The organism is Pantoea sp. OXWO6B1 (assembly GCF_001641135.1).
Taxonomy (GTDB): Bacteria; Pseudomonadota; Gammaproteobacteria; order Enterobacterales; family Enterobacteriaceae; genus Pantoea; species Pantoea allii.
Genome location: NZ_LWLR01000001.1, coordinates 1,484,840 through 1,503,511 on the forward strand (window position 1 = coordinate 1,484,840; position 18,672 = coordinate 1,503,511).

General features: G+C 51.0%; 14 protein-coding genes. 8 read left to right on the top strand and 6 right to left on the bottom strand.

All coding sequences use genetic code 11. The features are described from left to right. Positions 1-25 precede the first annotated feature (25 nt). Positions 26-1,450: a dihydrolipoyl dehydrogenase gene (gene lpdA / locus A6A26_RS09060; RefSeq protein WP_063878429.1), complete on the top strand. Its 1,425-nt coding sequence runs from the start codon at positions 26-28 to the stop codon at positions 1,448-1,450. 652 nt (positions 1,451-2,102) lie between these two features. Here the strand turns inward: lpdA and A6A26_RS09065 are convergent. Further along, positions 2,103-3,014, bottom strand: a complete 912-nt coding sequence (locus A6A26_RS09065; protein WP_063878430.1) for a LysR family transcriptional regulator — start codon at positions 3,012-3,014, stop codon at positions 2,103-2,105. Positions 3,015-3,114: 100 nt separating this feature from the next. On the opposite strand from A6A26_RS09065, the gene A6A26_RS09070 reads away from it, so the two are divergent. From A6A26_RS09070 to A6A26_RS09095, 6 genes are all read left to right on the top strand, one after another. Beyond that, the gene (locus A6A26_RS09070) at positions 3,115-4,113 is read left to right on the top strand and encodes an aldo/keto reductase (RefSeq protein ID WP_063878431.1); all 999 of its coding nucleotides are present in this window, start codon (positions 3,115-3,117) and stop codon (positions 4,111-4,113) included. Positions 4,114-4,357: 244 nt separating this feature from the next. Next, positions 4,358-6,955 (top strand): bifunctional aconitate hydratase 2/2-methylisocitrate dehydratase, encoded by a 2,598-nt coding sequence (gene acnB, locus A6A26_RS09075; protein WP_096012079.1) that lies wholly within the window; start codon positions 4,358-4,360, stop codon positions 6,953-6,955. Between the two features lie 163 nt (positions 6,956-7,118). Next, the gene (yacL, locus tag A6A26_RS09080; protein WP_063878433.1) at positions 7,119-7,481 is read left to right on the top strand and encodes a protein YacL; all 363 of its coding nucleotides are present in this window, start codon (positions 7,119-7,121) and stop codon (positions 7,479-7,481) included. Between the two features lie 152 nt (positions 7,482-7,633). Continuing rightward, complete coding sequence (locus tag A6A26_RS09085) at positions 7,634-8,593, top strand: 2-keto-3-deoxygluconate permease (RefSeq protein WP_063878434.1); 960 nt, start codon at positions 7,634-7,636, stop codon at positions 8,591-8,593. Beyond that, positions 8,590-9,858, top strand: coding sequence for a D-threonate kinase (locus A6A26_RS09090; RefSeq protein WP_063878435.1), 1,269 nt, complete (start codon positions 8,590-8,592; stop codon positions 9,856-9,858). The genes A6A26_RS09085 and A6A26_RS09090 overlap by 4 nt, the downstream gene beginning before the upstream one ends. 607 nt (positions 9,859-10,465) lie before the next feature. Then, on the top strand, positions 10,466-12,013 hold the full coding sequence (locus A6A26_RS09095; protein WP_063878436.1) for a methyl-accepting chemotaxis protein: 1,548 nt from the start codon (positions 10,466-10,468) through the stop codon (positions 12,011-12,013). A gap of 60 nt (positions 12,014-12,073) precedes the next feature. Here A6A26_RS09095 and A6A26_RS09100 read toward each other — a convergent pair whose 3' ends face one another. The 5 genes from A6A26_RS09100 to A6A26_RS09120 all read right to left on the bottom strand — a co-directional run bounded on the left by A6A26_RS09100 (position 12,074) and on the right by A6A26_RS09120 (position 16,909). Beyond that, a complete protein-coding gene (locus A6A26_RS09100; RefSeq protein WP_063878437.1) occupies positions 12,074-13,246 on the bottom strand; it encodes a nucleotide disphospho-sugar-binding domain-containing protein in 1,173 nt (390 codons plus the stop codon). Position 13,247: 1 nt separating this feature from the next. Further along, positions 13,248-14,084 carry an alpha/beta fold hydrolase gene (locus A6A26_RS09105; RefSeq protein ID WP_063878438.1) on the bottom strand — a complete coding sequence of 279 codons (837 nt, stop codon included), beginning with the start codon at positions 14,082-14,084 and terminating at the stop codon, positions 13,248-13,250. Between the two features lie 667 nt (positions 14,085-14,751). After that, positions 14,752-15,561, bottom strand: coding sequence for an adenosylmethionine decarboxylase (gene speD / locus A6A26_RS09110; protein WP_013024649.1), 810 nt, complete (start codon positions 15,559-15,561; stop codon positions 14,752-14,754). A gap of 28 nt (positions 15,562-15,589) precedes the next feature. Further along, a complete protein-coding gene (gene speE / locus A6A26_RS09115) occupies positions 15,590-16,453 on the bottom strand; it encodes a polyamine aminopropyltransferase (protein ID WP_063878439.1) in 864 nt (287 codons plus the stop codon). Between the two features lie 108 nt (positions 16,454-16,561). Then, positions 16,562-16,909 (bottom strand): YacC family pilotin-like protein, encoded by a 348-nt coding sequence (locus A6A26_RS09120; protein ID WP_063878440.1) that lies wholly within the window; start codon positions 16,907-16,909, stop codon positions 16,562-16,564. A gap of 159 nt (positions 16,910-17,068) precedes the next feature. Between A6A26_RS09120 and cueO the strand changes: the two genes are divergently transcribed. Continuing rightward, entirely contained in the window at positions 17,069-18,670 is a 1,602-nt protein-coding gene (cueO, locus tag A6A26_RS09125) for a multicopper oxidase CueO (protein ID WP_063881108.1), read from the top strand. The last annotated feature ends 2 nt before the right edge of the window (positions 18,671-18,672 follow it).

Sequence of the window (18,672 nt, forward strand, 5' to 3'; positions counted from 1 at the left end):
GCCGGAAATCCAATAAGAGGTCATGATGAGTACAGAGATTAAAACTCAGGTCGTGGTACTTGGGGCAGGTCCTGCAGGTTACTCTGCAGCCTTTCGTTGCGCTGACTTAGGTCTGGAAACCGTACTGGTTGAGCGCTACAGCACCCTCGGCGGTGTCTGTCTGAACGTAGGCTGTATCCCGTCTAAAGCGCTGCTGCACGTTGCTAAAGTGATTGAAGAAGCGAAAGCGCTGGAAGAACACGGCATTGTGTTTGGTCAGCCGCAAACGGATATCAACAAAATCCGCAGCTGGAAAGAGAAAGTCATTAACCAGCTGACTGGCGGCCTGTCAGGCATGGCCAAAGGTCGTAAAGTTACCGTGGTTAACGGCCTGGGTAAATTTACCGGTGCGAATACGCTGGTCGTCGAAGGTGAAGGTGGGGCAACCACGATTAACTTCGATAACGCCATCATCGCTGCAGGTTCACGTCCAATCGAACTGCCATTCATTCCTCATGAAGATCCACGCGTGTGGGATTCTACCGATGCGCTGGAACTGAAAGAAGTGCCTAAGCGTCTTCTGGTCATGGGCGGCGGCATTATCGGTCTGGAAATGGCCACCGTTTACCATGCGCTGGGTTCAGAGATCGACGTGGTTGAAATGTTTGACCAGGTTATCCCGGCTGCGGATAAAGACGTGGTTAAAGTCTTCACCAAGCGTATCAGCAAGAAATTCAACCTGATGCTGGAAACCAAGGTTACCGCCGTTGAAGCTAAAGACGACGGAATCTACGTTTCAATGGAAGGCAAAAAAGCGCCAGGCGAAGCCCAGCGTTATGATGCCGTTCTGGTGGCGATTGGTCGTGTGCCAAACGGTAAAGGCATGGACGCTGACAAAGCCGGCGTTGAAGTCGACGACCGTGGCTTTATCCGCGTTGACAAGCAAATGCGTACCAATGTGCCGCACATCTACGCGATCGGCGATATCGTCGGTCAGCCGATGCTGGCGCACAAAGGCGTGCATGAAGGCCACGTGGCTGCAGAAGTCATTTCAGGTCTGAAGCACTACTTCGATCCGAAAGTGATCCCATCCATTGCCTATACTGAGCCAGAAGTTGCCTGGGTCGGTCTGACCGAGAAAGAAGCGAAAGAGAAAGGCATCAGCTATGAAACCGCCACGTTCCCGTGGGCGGCATCAGGCCGTGCGATTGCTTCTGACTGTGCAGACGGCATCACCAAACTGATTTTCGACAAAGAAACCCACCGCGTTATCGGTGGTGCCATTGTCGGCACCAACGGCGGTGAGCTGCTGGGTGAAATTGGTCTGGCTATTGAAATGGGCTGTGATGCAGAAGATATCGCACTGACCATTCATGCCCACCCAACCCTGCATGAGTCAGTAGGACTGGCGGCTGAGATCTTTGAAGGCAGCATCACTGATTTGCCTAACGCGAAAGCGAAAAAGAAATAAGTCTCAGGACAGAAATAGCGGCCCCTTATGGGGCCGTTTTTTTATGGTTTCTTTTAATTCGGATAAGTAAACGAATAAAGGAAAGGGCGCCTGCGCTAACACATTCACACTGGCAAAAATGGCGGAGTCACCCCCGCCATTAACGAAGTTTTTACTGCCTGGTTTCGTAATTCAAGACAGCCGAAAGTTCAGCGCTCATTATTCTGAGGCGAAGTTCACATAATGAACTTCGGTTCGATAAGCTCAAACCTAAAAGAATTAACCCGCTAATAATAAGTAAACCGTATTTCGACTTCATGGTGGCACCTCTCTTGATTTTTATCGAGTGAGGGACTACCCTGACAGTGTTGAGGTGTTAGGGTGGTTCCCCCGCTCGCATTCGTTGAATAGTGAATGTGAGCGGTTCCTTCCTCTTTCCACCTCAGGTTCTCACCCAAAGCAAAAAGCCTCAGGCGCCCAACCGCAGTCTACGCATTGATTATTTTATTGTCTCTGTGCTTTTAACTAATTTATGGTTGTTATTTTCTACTTTAATGATTAATGAAAGTCGCTACGTTTAATTGATTATGCCTGACGTGATTCTTAACATTAATTTCCTGGTGAGTGGTTTAAAATAATCTCGTCATTGTTATCACCTTGTCATGAAATTGGGTTAATTACTCACTTCGTGATTATTAAAACGTAGCCAGTCAATAAAATGACGTAAAGGTGCTGAGACATAGCGCCTGCCGGGATAGTAAAGCCAGAATCCTTCCGCATTGCTTGTAAAGTCACTTAATAGCTCAACGAGTTCGCCACGTTGCAGGCTGGGATTCACGGCTGCCTGTTGCAGAAATGCGATGCCTGCGCCCGCGACAGTGGCCTGCAAAATCCGCGTGTTGTTGTCCAGTACCAATGGGCCACGCACGGCGATCTCCTGTTTTTTTCCTGCGTTCCAGAATTCCCAGCGATAGCGTCGGCCACTGGGAAAACGCCGTTCGATACAGGGAAACTGAAGCAGTTCATCCGGTGTTTGCGGTGTACCATGACGTTCGATAAACGCCGGGCTTGCGACCACCAGGGTGCGCATTGCCGGACCAAAGGGCAGGGCGATCATGTCCTGTGCCAGCACATCGCCGTAGCGAATACCTGCATCAAAACCCGCTTCCAGGATATCGACCAGCGCATCGTTACTGTCAATTTCCAGCGTGATGTCCGGGTACTGCTGGATAAACGGCAGAATCAAGCTATCAAAAAACAGCGCTTCTGCAGAACGCGGCATATTGAGCTTTAGCGTGCCGTGCGGACGGGCACGCCAGTCATTAAGCTCATCTACCGCCTGTGACAGATCGACCAGCGCGGGTTGAATACGCTGCAGAAAATATTCGCCCGCTTCGGTCAGTGAGACACTGCGTGTGGTGCGATTAAGCAGCCTTACGCCGAGCCGTTGCTCAAAATGGCGCATGGCGTGGCTCAGCGCCGACGGCGTAACGTTACGCGCCTGTGCAGCCTTACGAAAGCTACGGTGGTGCGCGATGGCGCTGAACATTTCCAGTTCCTGCAGGGTTGCCCGCGAGAGTGTCATTAATGAGTTTTCCTCACTGAATCGGCAAAAATAGCGCAATTGTTGTTGTGATTGTTGAGGATTATAACAATAACACCGCAACAATAATGAGGAAGATGTCATGCAACAACGTCAATTAGGCAATCAGGGTTTACGGGTATCGGCGCTCGGACTGGGCTGTATGGGAATGACCTTTGCCTACGGCAACACCGATGAGCAGCAGGCATTGAATACGTTGTCCCGCGCGTTTGAACTGGGCGTCAACTTTCTGGATACCGCCGAGATCTATGGTCCCTTTACCAACGAAGCGCTGATTGCCAAAGCCATTAAAGGCCGCCGTGATAACGTGACGATTGCGACGAAATTTGGTTTCAATATTACCGGTGCAGGTCAGGGCTGGGAGAACATGACCGGCGTGAACAGCCAGCCGCAGCATATTCGCGAAGCCGTCGAGGGATCGTTAACGCGTCTGGGCACCGATCATATTGATCTGCTTTATCAACATCGTTTTGATCCTGCCGTGCCGATTGAGGATGTTGTGGGCACCATGGCGGATTTGATTCAAGAAGGTAAAGTGCGTTACCTCGGACTGTCAGAGGTGTCCGCAGCAACGCTTCGCCGTGCCTGTGCGGTACATCCCATATCGGCTTTACAAAGCGAGTACTCACTTTGGACTCGCGATCCCGAGCAGGGCATTCTTGCCACCTGTCGCGAACTGAATGTGGGTTTTGTACCTTACAGTCCACTAGGGCGGGGTTTCCTGACCGGCAAGCTGGCATCCGTGGCGGATCTTGACCAAAGTGATTTCCGCCGCAGTTTGCCGCGCTTTCAACAGCAGGCACAGGAACATAACCAAAAGTTAGTTGATCAATTGACAGAGGTCGCACGGGGTTATGGTATTTCTGCGGCGCAGCTGGCGCTGGCGTGGGTTTTAGGCAAGGGCGAGGATATCGTGCCGATTCCGGGAGCGAGTAAGGTCCACCATCTTGAAGAAAACTGCGCGGCTGCGGCAGTCGTCGTGAAAGGCACCGATAGTGATTATCTGGATGGGTTGTTTGCGCCGGAAAACGTTAGCGGAGCGCGCTATGCCAGCGCTGAATTTGGCATGATCGATCGCTAATCCGGGCGCGGCATTCCATTGTTAACAGGCAGGGCTTTACGCCCTGCTTTTTTTCGTTTACACCGCATTAGGCAGCTCATTCTGCTGAAGAAAACACTAATGTTGCTTTTTTGTAAACAGATTAACAAGGCGGCTAAATCCTGCTATGCTGCCCCACGCGGAACCGGGCACCTTACCCTACTCATGGAATGCGTTGTCATCAGGGTGCACCGGAAACCCATACAATGAGAGCGAGGAGAACGTCGTGCTAGAAGAATACCGTAAGCACGTTGCCGAGCGTGCTGCCCTGGGGATTGTACCTAAGCCATTAGATGCTTCCCAGATGGCCGCGCTGGTTGAACTGCTAAAAAATCCACCTGCGGGTGAAGAAGAATTTTTGACCGATTTGTTGGTCAACCGCGTACCACCCGGCGTCGATGAAGCGGCGTATGTTAAAGCAGGTTTCCTGGCTGCTGTCGCCAAAGGCGAAACAACCTCTCCTCTGGTATCTCCTGAAAAAGCCATCGAACTGCTCGGTACCATGCAGGGCGGCTATAACATCCATCCTCTGATTGAAGCACTGGATGATGCCAGACTGGCACCGATTGCAGCAAAAGCGCTTTCTCATACGTTACTGATGTTTGACAGCTTTTACGACGTTGAAGAAAAAGCGAAAGCGGGCAATGCCCATGCGAAGCAGGTGATGCAGTCCTGGGCTAATGCCGAATGGTATCTGTCACGTCCTGAGTTGGCTGAAAAAATCACCGTTACGGTTTTCAAAGTCACTGGCGAAACCAATACCGACGACCTGTCTCCGGCACCTGATGCCTGGTCACGTCCGGATATCCCTCTTCATGCCCTGGCGATGCTAAAAAATGCCCGTGAAGGTATTGAGCCGGATGAAGCGGGTAATATCGGACCGATTAAACAGATCGAAGCGCTGCAGGCCAAAGGTTTTCCTCTGGCTTATGTAGGTGACGTTGTAGGTACGGGTTCATCACGTAAATCTGCCACCAACTCGGTGCTGTGGTTTATGGGTGATGACATCCCTAACGTGCCTAACAAAAAAGGCGGTGGTGTTGTCTTAGGCGGCAAAATTGCCCCTATCTTCTTCAACACGATGGAAGACGCCGGCGCGCTGCCAATTGAAGTGGACGTTAACGACCTGAATATGGGTGATGTCATTGATATCTATCCGTTTAAAGGCGAAGTCCGTCATCATGAAACCGGCGATCTGCTGGCAAGCTTTGAACTGAAAACAGACGTTCTGATTGATGAAGTGCGTGCCGGCGGCCGTATTCCACTGATCATCGGTCGTGGCCTGACCAGCAAAGCGCGTGAATCGCTTGGCCTGCCTGTCAGCGATGTGTTCCGTGTAGCGAAAGACGTCGCGGAAAGCTCACGTGGCTACTCACTGGCGCAGAAAATGGTTGGCCGTGCCTGTGGCGTGGATGGCGTGCGTCCGGGTGCCTATTGCGAACCGAAAATGACATCGGTGGGTTCTCAGGATACCACCGGACCAATGACGCGCGATGAGCTGAAAGACCTGGCGTGCCTGGGCTTCTCTGCTGACCTGGTGATGCAGTCCTTCTGTCACACAGCGGCTTATCCTAAGCCTGTGGATGTAAGCACTCACCATACGCTGCCAGACTTCATCATGAACCGTGGCGGTGTTTCACTGCGTCCGGGTGATGGCGTTATTCACTCCTGGTTAAACCGCATGCTGCTGCCAGATACCGTGGGCACCGGTGGGGATTCCCACACGCGCTTCCCTATCGGTATTTCGTTCCCGGCAGGTTCTGGCCTGGTTGCCTTCGCGGCGGCTACCGGCGTTATGCCACTGGATATGCCTGAATCTGTGCTGGTCCGCTTCAAAGGTAAAATGGAGCCAGGCATTACGCTGCGCGATTTGGTTCACGCCATTCCGCTGTATGCCATCAAGCAGGGCCTGTTGACCGTTGAGAAGAAAGGTAAGAAAAACATCTTCTCCGGCCGCATCCTTGAAATCGAAGGTCTGCCGGATCTCAAAGTCGAGCAGGCATTTGAACTGACGGATGCCTCTGCTGAGCGCTCCGCTGCAGGTTGTACTATCAAGCTGGATCAGGCGCCGATCAAAGAGTATCTGACGTCCAACATTGTTCTGCTGAAATGGATGATCTCAGAAGGCTACGGCGATCGTCGTACGCTTGAGCGTCGTATTGACGGCATGGAAAAATGGCTGGCCGATCCACAGCTGCTCGAAGCCGACGCCGATGCAGAATATGCTGCGGTGATTGACATCGATCTGGCTGAGATCAAAGAGCCGATTCTGTGTGCGCCAAACGATCCTGATGACGCGCGTCTGCTGTCTGAAGTTCAGGGCGAAAAGATTGATGAAGTCTTTATCGGTTCGTGCATGACCAACATTGGTCACTTCCGTGCGGCAGGTAAGTTGCTGGACAGCCATAAAGGCCAGCTGCCAACCCGTCTGTGGGTCGCTCCACCGACCAAAATGGATGCGGCACAGCTGACGGAAGAAGGCTACTACAGCGTATTCGGTAAGAGTGGCGCGCGTATCGAGATCCCCGGCTGTTCACTGTGCATGGGTAACCAGGCACGCGTCGCCGATGGCGCAACGGTGGTATCGACCTCAACCCGTAACTTCCCGAACCGTCTGGGAACAGGAGCAAACGTCTACCTGGCGTCTGCCGAGCTGGCTGCGGTCTCATCGCTGTTAGGTAAGCTACCCACGCCGGACGAGTATCAGCAGTTTATGGCGCAGGTGGATAAAACAGCCAGTGATACCTATCGCTATCTCAACTTTGACCAGTTGAGCCAGTACACTGACAAAGCAGATGGCGTGATTTTCCAGACTGCCGTCTGATAGCTGACATTTATTGATCCATCGAAGAGGGACGCCCTGGCGTTCCTCTTTTTTTTATGTCTCAAAAGACGATTATCAGGAATCAGGATGTGTGCGCTAAGCAGGTGCACAGCAATCAAAATAGCGGTATAACAGCGCGAGTTACTGACAAAGAGATAAGATCATGGAGTATGAATTTCTACGGGACGTTACGGGTAAGGTAAAAGTCCGGATGTCGATGGGGCATGAAGCACTGGGCCACTGGTTCAATGAAGAAGTTGAGCATGACGCCAGCGTGCTTGATGAGGTGGAAGCAGAAGCCCTGAAGCTTAAAGGCAGCCAGCGCCAGTGGCAGCGTACCGGGCGTGAATATACGCTCTGGATGGACGACGAAGAGGTCATCGTCCGTGCGAATACGTTGAATTTTGAAGGTGATGAAATGGAAGAGGGCATGAATTACTACGACGAGGAAAGCCTGTGCTTCTGCGGTATGGAAGATTTCCTGGCGGTCATTGCCGCCTGGCGACGGTTTATGCAAAACACATGATCGCTGAGTCCATCTTATTACCCGCACTCCTCCTGCTATATTGATTGATTATGCTCAAATAACTGCATTTTATTCTGCGACTCACACCACATCTTTTCATTAAATGATTTAATATCATCATCGTGATTATAATTAATCAGTCTGGTGATGATATGGATATTAAAGCAACCATTGAAAAAATCCCCGGCGGTATGATGGTTGTGCCCCTGGTCCTGGGGGCGGTGGTTAACACGCTGGCCCCAGAAGCCTTACAGGTGGGGGGTTTTACCAGTGCCCTTTTTAAAGACGGTGCGCCCGCCCTGATTGGCGCATTTTTGTTTTGCATGGGCGCAGGAATCTCTCTCAACGCTGCGCCAAAAGCCCTGCTGACAGGTGTCGGTGTCACGGCAAGTAAGTTTCTTGTCGCTGTGGCGATGGGCTTTGCTGTCGATAAGTGTTTTGGTGCTGATGGGTTATGGGGACTGACCTCGGTCGCTGTTATTGCGGCGATGAGCAACAGCAATGGCGGCCTTTATGCCGCGCTGGCGGGTGAGTTTGGTCGCGACAATGAAGTCGGGGCGACGCCCGTGATCGCCCTTAATGACGGTCCGATATTAACCATGATTGCCCTGGGCGCGGCAGGCATGGCAAACATACCGGTGATGTCGGTGGTGGTGGTGATCATCCCTATGCTGCTGGGCATGTTGCTCGGTAATCTCGACCCGCAAATGCGTGATTTCCTGTCTAAGGGCGGCCCGCTGTTAATTCCTTTCTTTGCCTTTGCTTTAGGTGCCAGTATTGATTTTGCCATGTTGCTCAAAGGTGGCCTGGCAGGCATTTTACTGGGTGGGTTAACCACGCTCGTCGGCGGTTTCTTTAATATTAAGGTTGATCGTTTGTTAGGTGGCAGCGGCATTGCCGGCGCAGCGGCGTCGAGCACGGCTGGCAATGCTGTTGCCACGCCCATCGCCATCGCCCAGGCCGATCCCGCTTTGGCACATGTGGTCGCCACAGCGACGCCGCTGGTCGCCACCTCTGTCATTGTTACCGCAATTTTAACGCCCATGCTGACCTCATGGGTGGCCAAGGGCAATCAGCAACGATCACTGTCTTCCACGGAGAAACCATTATGAAAATGATCGTCATCGCCGACGATTTTACTGGCGCAAACGACACGGGCGTCCAACTGGCAAAAAAAGGGGCGCGCACGGAAGTGATGCTGACGCCACAACAGAAACCGTCGCGCCGGACTGACGTACTCGTCATCAATACAGATAGTCGGGCGCTCAGCGCTGAGCAGGCGACGATGGCCGTTACCCAGGCGCTTTCTGCCAGGCAGGACGAGACGCAAAATGACGTGCTGATCTATAAAAAAATCGACTCAACTTTTCGGGGGAATCCGGGGGCAGAGATTGCAGCGGTCATGGCGGCAAGTGGTGCTACGCTGGCGATAGTTGCCGCTGCGATACCTTCGGCAGGCCGGACAACGCGCAATGGCGAATGTCTGGTGCACCAGCGTCCGTTGCTGGAGACGGAGTTTGCCAGCGATCCGCGCACGCCGATTATCTCATCGCGCATTCGTACGCTTATCAGCTTACAGACCTGCCTGCCGGTGAATGAAATATCGCTGGATGAGGTACGAAGCGGCAACCTGAACGTTCTGCTTGAAGGTGTGGCCCGGCAGGAATACAGCATAGTGGTCATGGATGCCGAAAGTGATAACGATCTGAATCTGATTGCCCAGGCGGCCTTAGCGCTGAAAAAACGTCCCCTGTTAGTGGGGGCGGCGGGACTGGCAAATGCGCTTCCGGCGGAAAGTTACATGAATATGCATCAAAGCTTGCCGGTGCTGGTGGTGGCGGGGTCGATGAGTGAAATGACCCGACGTCAGGTGGAGCAGGCACAGCGTCAGGGACGTGTTGAGGTTGTCAGGATTGATGTAAAAACGCTTCTGGCACCTGAAGACGAGAGTCATGACATTGTGACGCAGGCCTGCCAGATACTGATGCAGAACAGGCATTGTGTTTTGCAGACCAGCAGTAACGTTGACGATCGCAACCAGATAGACGCGCTGACCGCGCAATACGATATGAGCCGGGAAGTGTTAGGTGAAACGCTGAGCCGACGTATCGGCGAAATCACCTTAGCTATCCTTGACCGTGCCCGCACAGGCGGCCTTTTCCTCACCGGCGGCGATATCGCTATTGCCGTGGCTAACGCCCTGGGTGCAGAAGGTTATCGTATTCAGAGCGAGGTTGCCCCCTGTATTCCTTGCGGCACCTTTGTTAACAGTGACATTGATGATTTGCCGGTCATTACCAAGGCGGGCGGATTTGGCACCGACAACACCCTTTGCGAAGCACTCCACTATATTGAGGAGTTGTATCGCAGACAGTGAGTATCAACCTGCACCTCGGCGACTTTACAGTCGATGTGCAGGCTAAAATCGGTTTTAGAGAGCAGAAGGTAGGGCTTATTTGTATTAACGTCAGGGTGACAGACAATATTAAATGCCTTCCACAATGCTGTGTTTTATTAAAAATAACGGTTTATAAAAATATGTCTGGTGTGCTGATGCGCCACTGTCAGGTTGTAACAAAAAATTGATTAATAATGCGCCTCCTTTAAGCCAAATTAAATTCGACGATTCCCGGCAAGACCTGATCCGAAAAGATTTTCATTATCGTTTCGATTTTATCTTTTTGATTGTATGGTTTTTTTATTTTGTTTGCCTGCTTATTTATTTACTGCCCTACAGCCCGGATAGATAAGTTTTCTTGTGATTTTTACTGTTGTTGAAAATTAAATTTGTAACGCAGTGGCAATTTCCGAAACAGCGTTAATAATCAACTGAACATTAATGCGCGTCTGTTAGCGTCACTCTGCCTCCGGTTGAGTGGGCAGGCTTTTCATTAAATTTATACGTCTGCTTTATTAATGTGTTTTGCCATTAGTCTCAGTTAATTAATGGAATTTAATTGTTTTTTTCCACTCGCGGAGAAATTATGCTCAGCAATACATCTATCAGAACACGACTCTATATTGCGTTTGGCACCATTACGCTCGTCATGATTGTTGTTTGCAGCCTGTTTTATGCCGGTTTTGGTCGGGTGACGCAGGCCAGTCAGCTCAATATTCATACTTATCAAGTCGTTGAGGGATTGAGCAAAACGACCGAAAATCTGCTTAATATGGAAACCGGTGTGCGCGGATTTTCGCTCAGTGGGAAAACACCGATGCTGGCACCGTTTAATGAAGGGAAACAGGCCTTCAGACAATATATCGAGAGTATTCATCAACTGGTTCAGGATAATCCTGAACAGCAGAAGCGCTTAGCGGATTTGGAAAGCAGACAACGAAACTGGCTGGAGACGTATGCGCAAAAGGTGATTGATGCGCGTGAACGCCTTAACCAGGGCAGCATGAGTCAGCAGAGCTTTTTCGACATCTTTGCCAGCGGTGAAGGAAAAATCCAAATGGATGCGATGCGCGCGGTGATTGCGTCAATGATTGTCACCGAAAAATCCCTGCTGCAATCACGTGAAGATGAATTGATGAATGAGCGCACAAAGACAAGAATGACCTTGATTGGCGGGTTAATTCTTTCGGCGGGCATTTCATTGATTCTGGGCTTGCTTATTTCACGCAGCATTTCCCGCCCTCTGACGCTGGCGGTGAATACAGCCGATACGATTGCCCGAGGTGACCTGACCTCCGTTATCACCGTTGATCGCAACGATGAAACCGGCAAGCTGCTGGCGGCGCTGGCAAATATGCAAAATCACCTGCGTACGCTGGTTTCCCAGATCAAAGACTCCGCCGCGTCGGTTGAGCTTGCGGCCAGCGAAATCGCCCAGGGAAATACCGAGCTGTCTTCCCGCACCGAAGAGCAGGCGGCGGCATTACAACAGACGGCAGCAAGTATGGAGCAAATCACCGCCACCGTTCGTAATAACACCTCTGTGGCTGAATCCACGGCCTCTTCGGCTCGTGAGACAGAATCGCTGACCCGCGCCAGTGAGAAAGCGGTCAATGAAATGAGTCAGACAATGCACAGCATTTCGGTCAGCGCCGCGAAAGTCAAAGAGATTACCGCGGTGATTCAGAGCATTGCGTTTCAGACCAATATTCTGGCGCTGAATGCGGCCGTTGAAGCAGCAAGGGCAGGCGAGCATGGTCGCGGTTTTGCCGTCGTGGCTACCGAAGTGCGCACGCTGGCACAACGCAGCGCGTCATCCTCACGTGAAATCGGTAACCTGATTGAAGAAGCGGTCAATGGTGTAGAGAAAGGCGTTAAGGCTGCGGATAATACCGCACACAGTATTCTGAAAGCCGCAAGTGAGGTCGCGTCGCTGGCGCAATATATGGATGGCCTGGCGCTGGCATCGGTAGAGCAGATGCAAGGCGTTTCCCAGGTCAGCGTAGCGGTCACCCAGATGGACAGCGTCACGCAAAGTAACGCTGCGCTGGTCGAGCAGTCGGCTTCTGCCTCACAGTCGTTAACAGAACAAGCCAGAAGCCTGCGCGTGTTAACGGCGGCCTTTCAGGTCTGATTCCCGCTTGCCAGACATCGTAGCGGATGTCTGGCAAGTTGGCGGCAATGGCCAGATAGTTTAACGGGTCAGAAAGCGTTCCAGTTCCTGGCCTTTATTGTTTTGTTGATCAAGTTGCGCGGCATAAAAGTCGCAGTTGTGTTTCTTTTGACGTGAAAGCGCCGCCATTTTTCTGATCTCCCCGATCCCTTTTCCTTTCAGTCCACAGGCCAACCGTTCCAGGGCACGGGCATTTTCAAACTGATCGAACGCGCGAGGATAGATGAGTTGGGGCACGCCATTTTTGAGTAACTGCGCGGTCGTCCCAATGCCGCCATGATGAATGGCAAATAAGCACGTTTCTGCCAGCGCAATATTCAACTGAGGCACGGTCATAACGTCATCTTTTACCGATAACGCTTTTGCCGTTGGCGTAACAAGAACGCACTTCAGTCCCTCATCCTTTAAATCCTGCAATATCGGGGCAACCGATTTTTTCTCCGCCAGCGCCCAACTGGTAAAAAAGACCACCGTGCGCGAGTCGATAAAAGCAGTAATGCGATCGTCATCCGAGGATGCGCGACTTTTGTTAAGCAGAAAGCCCGCATAAAATCCGTCGCGCGCCTTTTTTTGATAGAACCAGGATTCATATAACACGATTGTATGCTGTTCGCTGCTTACCCAATCGGCATAAATATTACGACAAGCGGGCAGGTTATTGTCGCGGCGTAATTTGTCTATTGTGTCCTGAAGCGTGGGTGAAACCAGCGCTCGTTGAAATAAGGCCAGCTTCCAGTTCAAATTTACCTTAAAGCTTTTTTCCAGCGAGTTGATGAGTCGTCCGGGCTGCAATTTTAAATTTGAATTGGTCAGGCTGATTGCGTATTTCTTTATCTGATATTTATCGCTTACGGCTTTCGCCGCAAAGCACCATAAAGAATGAATGATGATGCAGTCATCGTCGACAAGGGCGCTCATGGCATCGAACATGGCTTCCTGCTGTTCCGCCATATAGTACGAAATCCGTTTTAGAGAATGCTTTTTTTCCCATAAGGATCGATCCTGTACTGCGTTCACGTAGGTTTCTTTATCGCCGACGGCAACAAAGGAAAGTCCGCGAGACACCGCTTCTGACCTGAAATAGTCGTTAGCGAGCAGGTAAACATCGTGATGTTTCTCTTTCAGGAGCGAACCCACTTCAATACAGGGAAAAACATCACCTGCCGAGCCCAGAGCGCCAATAATCACTTTCATTTCAGACACCAATTTGACTAAAAATGGTATTAAAGGCGGCGGCGGTTCGCTCCCGGCTGACCTTTCCTTCCAGGTCTAAAAAGTGTCCCGCATCTCTGATTTGATAAAAGCGTGTTTTATCTGATTCCCCGCATATCTCTTCAATGTTTTTCTGTGGAGTATGAATATCCAGATCGCCATTGATGAAGTGAAACTGACATGCCGAATTATCGATAATGCGCTTGTAGTCATGATTGCGAATGTTAGAGATTTGCTCCAGGTGGAAACGCCCCTGCCGGTACTCAATCTCATCCAGCGTGGTCAGGTGCCTGAAGTTGCAGAATTTCATTTTATTCGGCAAATACGCACCCACTTCCTCATTCATCAAATGGGCAAGATCGACAAACTTTTTCTCTTTCGAGTACAGGTTTGCCTGCTTAACGTAGGTGCGCATACGATCGTTAAATTCGAAAGAGTAAGACGCAATAATGGCGTGTTCCAGGCCCTCTTCGCCGTTATGTAACAGCTTCAGCGTGGATGCGCCCCCCCATGAGGCGGAAGCGATAATGTTCGGCTTATAGATTGAAATAATTTCCCGGATGATGGCCACTTCATCATCCAGCGTGACGATATTACAGTCCTGCTCGTTGAAAGGCTTCGATTTGCCGGAAAACGGTAAATCGAAGGTAATCACATCGGATTTGTCTGCCAGGAACCGTTTCCAGTTGCGAAATGAAGAAGACGTTGCCAGCGCACCATTGATCAGGATGGTCCTGTTACGCGTAGGAACGCTGCATTTTGTTAACTCCACATAAACGTTAAGTTCATTTATGTTTAGAACGGAACATTCGTGACTCATATCACTCTCCTCACCAACAAGTACCTGCAAATCGTAAAATTTTCTAATGTATAGCACAGGGTGTTGTGATCATTAAGTGATTTTTATGTTTTATTTGAGTTTTTAAAAGTCTGTTTTTTATATTATTGATAGTTAAGGTTTTTTATCATAATTTTTGTAATCCTACTGATGTTTCTTAGTTTTAATAACAAATTAAGCTTATGTTTTACGCGTCCTTACTGTGACGAAGTTCAAGGAATTTCAGGCGGGGCTGGGATCGAAGCACATGCGTAAGGCTTCAGTTTAACGATTGGCATGATAGTTTTTAAGGTTAAATAAATTAATGTTTCCTGGCGGAGATAACGATGAGATTTGGTGTTTAGTCCTGTCTGTTTGTATTAATTCATTCGTTATCGCTGGAAAAGGTAAGCGATGCCGGAGAGTGGCAGGGTTCACCGCGATAAAACAGAGGAAAAGATAAGACAGGTTCTGCGAACAGGAAGCGGTACACACCGCAGCAGATAGCCCGATGAAAGCAGTGAAATGACGAAAAATCCGTCACAACAGCGCTATCCTGGTTTTCGGCGAGAAATAAGTCGTGTTTGAGTCGAATGGCAGGAGGCGTTACGGTCAGGCAAGAAGGGAGAAAATGGCCCCCGATCACGGGGGCGTTGCAGCGGTATGTTGATTAGTACGTTTTTAATCCCACTGACGGAATATTTCTGCCGTAATAAATCTCGCGCATTTCTTTCCACAGCAGGTCGGTAATACGCTTGTGTTCCTGAGGCGTAAGATCTTCAGGACGGGTATTGAAAAGATAGTGTTTTAAATCGAACTCTTTTAATAACATCTTGGTGTGAAAGATATTTTCCTGGTAAACGTTAACATCAACCATGTCGTACATGCCCTTCATGTCCTCAGACATAAAGTTCTGAATAGAATTAATCTCATGGTCGATAAAATGTTTCACGCCGTTCACGTCACGTGTAAAACCCCGTACGCGATAATCCACAGTGACGATATCTGACTCCAACTGGTGAATCAGATAATTGAGTGCCTTAAGGGGGGAAATCACGCCGCAGGTCGACACTTCAATGTCAGCACGGAAGGTGCAAAGGCCGCCTTCAGGGTGGCTCTCTGGGTAGGTATGGACACAAATATGGCTTTTATCCAGATGCGCGACCACAGAATTTGGCAGCGGCCCCGGATGCTCAGAGGTATCAATATCTTTGGGATCGATGGGCTCTTCACTCACGAGAATGGTTACGCTGGCACCCTGTGGCTCATAATCCTGACGCGCGATATTGAGAACATTCGCGCCAATGATCGAACAGGTTTCGGTCAGAATTTCTGTCAGGCGATTGGCATTGTATTGCTCGTCAATGTAAGCAATATAACCATCACGTTCAGCTTCAGTATTTGCATAGCAAATATCGTAGATACAAAAACTCAGGCTTTTGGTCAGGTTATTGAAGCCATGTAGTTTTAGCTTTTGCAATTTTACTCACCCCCTTATAAATGCCCAGTCAGCGCGGGTCTTCCAGTGCATTCAACAGATATTGTGGCAGGGCAAAGCTGCCAGTGTGGATTGCCGGTGTATAGTAACGGCAGTTCAGGCCAGAGGCCTCAAAACGCGCTTGCAGTATGGCAGGATCGGGCTGGCGTAACGCCGGATTGTCGCTTGCCCAGGCAAAGGTCATGATGCCGCCGTAGTAAGTCGGGATAGCGGCCTGATAAAAGCTGACGTCCTGAAAATAGTGACTGAGTTTGCGATGGCTGTTAACCGCCTCATCCTGCTGCAGGAAGCACACGCCGTTTTGGGCAACGAAAATACCGTTTTCATTCAGGGCGTTTTTACAGCCCGCATAAAATTCAGAGGTAAACAGACTTTCGCCAGGACCAATAGGATCGGTGCAGTCAGAGATAATAACGTCGAACTTTTCAGTCGTGTGATTAACGAAATTAACACCGTCATCAATCACCAGATTCAGCCGCGGGTCGTCATAAGCCCCGGCACTGTGGTTGGGCAAATACTGGCGGCAAAAGGTGACCACGCCAGCATCAATCTCGACCATGGTGATTTTTTGGATAGCAGAGTGGCGGGACACTTCGCGCAGCATGGCACCGTCGCCGCCGCCAATGATCAGCACGCTTTTCGCCGAACCGTGAGCCAGCAACGGCACGTGCGTCATCATTTCGTGATAGATAAACTCATCACGTTCAGTGGTTTGCACCACGCCATCCAGCGCCATGACGCGACCCATTGCCGCGTTTTCAAAGATGATTAAATCCTGGTGGGCCGTTTTATCACGATAAAGCTGCTTATCGACGGTAAAATACTGGCCAAAGCCGGTATGAAGTGTTTCATACCACATCTCATTTTGGGCCATGATGGGGCTCTCCTTTCGTGACATCACCCTGAAAATCGGCGGGACATCATAGCTAACTATGATAGTCGTTGCACGGGCAAATGTCTGGCGGGAGAGCGGGCTGGCGCGCTACTTTACATAGGCAAGCAGGCTGAGAGAGTCTCGGGCCAACGACTTACATTTTTTGTCGTTAGCAATAGCGATACCGCTTAAATCACGATAGCTGGCTTCGCCGAGTGCCTTCATGTTGTAGTTGTTGTAATTGCTTAAATCCCAGCGGTTCTGCTGGGCAAAAAACACCAACGCCTTACGAATCTGCGCATCGGGCAAATCCTGGTAGCCACAATCATTTTTTAAATAAACGAATACGGCAGTGAGATCGGCAAGATCTTCTGCTTCGGATTCGCTCAGGGCAAAGCTGGTGGAGGAGAAGCCGAAGAGTCCCGCCAGCAGCAGGATCTTGATGCTTTTCTTCATAGTTATTCTCATCTGATAGGAGTCTTAGAGACGTTAGCACAGTTATGTAAAGATTTTCGATCAATTTACGTTTTTCGGGGCATTCTGTGTGGCAGGGCTTGACCTTGCCATAAGGGCAGGGTTTAGGCTTGAGGTCATTTCGTTACAAGGATGCTGATTATGCAACGTCGCCACTTTTTGAAACTCAGCGCGGCACTGGGCGCTGCGGGTGCGCTACCGCTCTGGAGCCGCTCGCTCATGGCAGCCAGCCGACCGCCGCTTCCCATCCCCGCGTTGCTGGAGGCGGATGCCAAAGGCCAGTACAGCGTGACGGCGATGGAGGGCACCACGCAATGGCAGGGGAAAGCGGTGCCCACCTGGGGCTACAACGGCAGCCTGCTGGGGCCGGCTATTCGCCTGAAAAGGGGGACGACGGCCACCATTAACATCCATAACCGGCTCAGGGAAGCGACGACGCTGCACTGGCACGGCCTGGAAATCCCCGGCGAGGTCGACGGCGGCCCACAAGGCATTATTGCGCCGGGCGCGATGCGTCAGGTTACGTTCACCCCGGATCAGCCAGCGGCAACCTGCTGGTATCATCCCCATCTGCATGGCAAAACCGGTCATCAGGTTGCACAAGGGCTGGCGGGGTTAATCGTGCTGGACGATCAGGCGTCAGGCACGCTCCGTCTGCCCAGCCAGTGGGGCACGGACGATGTGCCGCTTATTTTTCAGGACAAGCAGCTGACGCCGTCGGGCGAGCGTATCGATTACCAACTGGATGTCATGCGCGCGGCGGTAGGCTGGTTTGGCGACATGATGCTCACCAATGGCGTGCAGTATCCCCAGCATGCCGTCCCGCGTGGCTGGCTCCGTCTGAGGCTGCTTAACGGCTGTAATGCCCGTTCTCTGCATATTGCTGCCAGCGACAAGCGCCCTTTGTATGTTATCGCCAGCGACGGCGGACTGCTGTCTGAGCCGGTCAAACTAGACTCGCTCCCGCTGCTGCCGGGTGAACGCTTTGAGATCATGATCGATACCTCAGACGGCAACGCCTTTGATATCGTTACGCTGCCCGTCACGCAAATGGGCATGACGCTGGCACCTTTCGATCACCCCTTACCATTGGTGAATATCTTGCCGCTGCGGATCATGGCCAGCGCAACCTTACCTGACCAGTTAGCGACGCTGCCGGCCGTGCCGAAAACAGAAAACCTGACAACGCGCTGGCTGCAGCTCAGTATGGATCCGCAGTTGGATCAACAGGGGATGCAGGCGCTGATGGCGCGCTATGGTGAGAAAGCCATGGGGAAAGGGGCGGACCATGATATGGCGATGGGCAACGATGCGAGTGGGATGAAACATGATGGCGATGCGCAGACGATGGATCACCAGAATATGGACCAGGGTGAGAAGGCTGCGGCGACCTATGATTTTCACAACGGAAATAAAATCAACGGCCTGCCGTTTGATATGACCCGGCCAGCCTTTGACGTGAAGCAGGGCACCCTCGAAAAATGGACCATTTCCGGCGAAGGCGACAGCATGCTGCATCCTTTCCATATTCACGGTACACAGTTCCGCATTCTTTCAGAAAACGGTAAACCGCCCGCCGCTCATAGTCAGGGTTGGAAAGACATGGTGAATGTCGACGGCTGGCGCAGCGAAGTGCTGGTCCGTTTCAACCACCTTGCCGCCGCCGATCATGCGTATATGGCCCATTGTCATTTGCTGGAGCATGAAGATACCGGAATGATGCTGGGTTTTACCGTGACCTGATC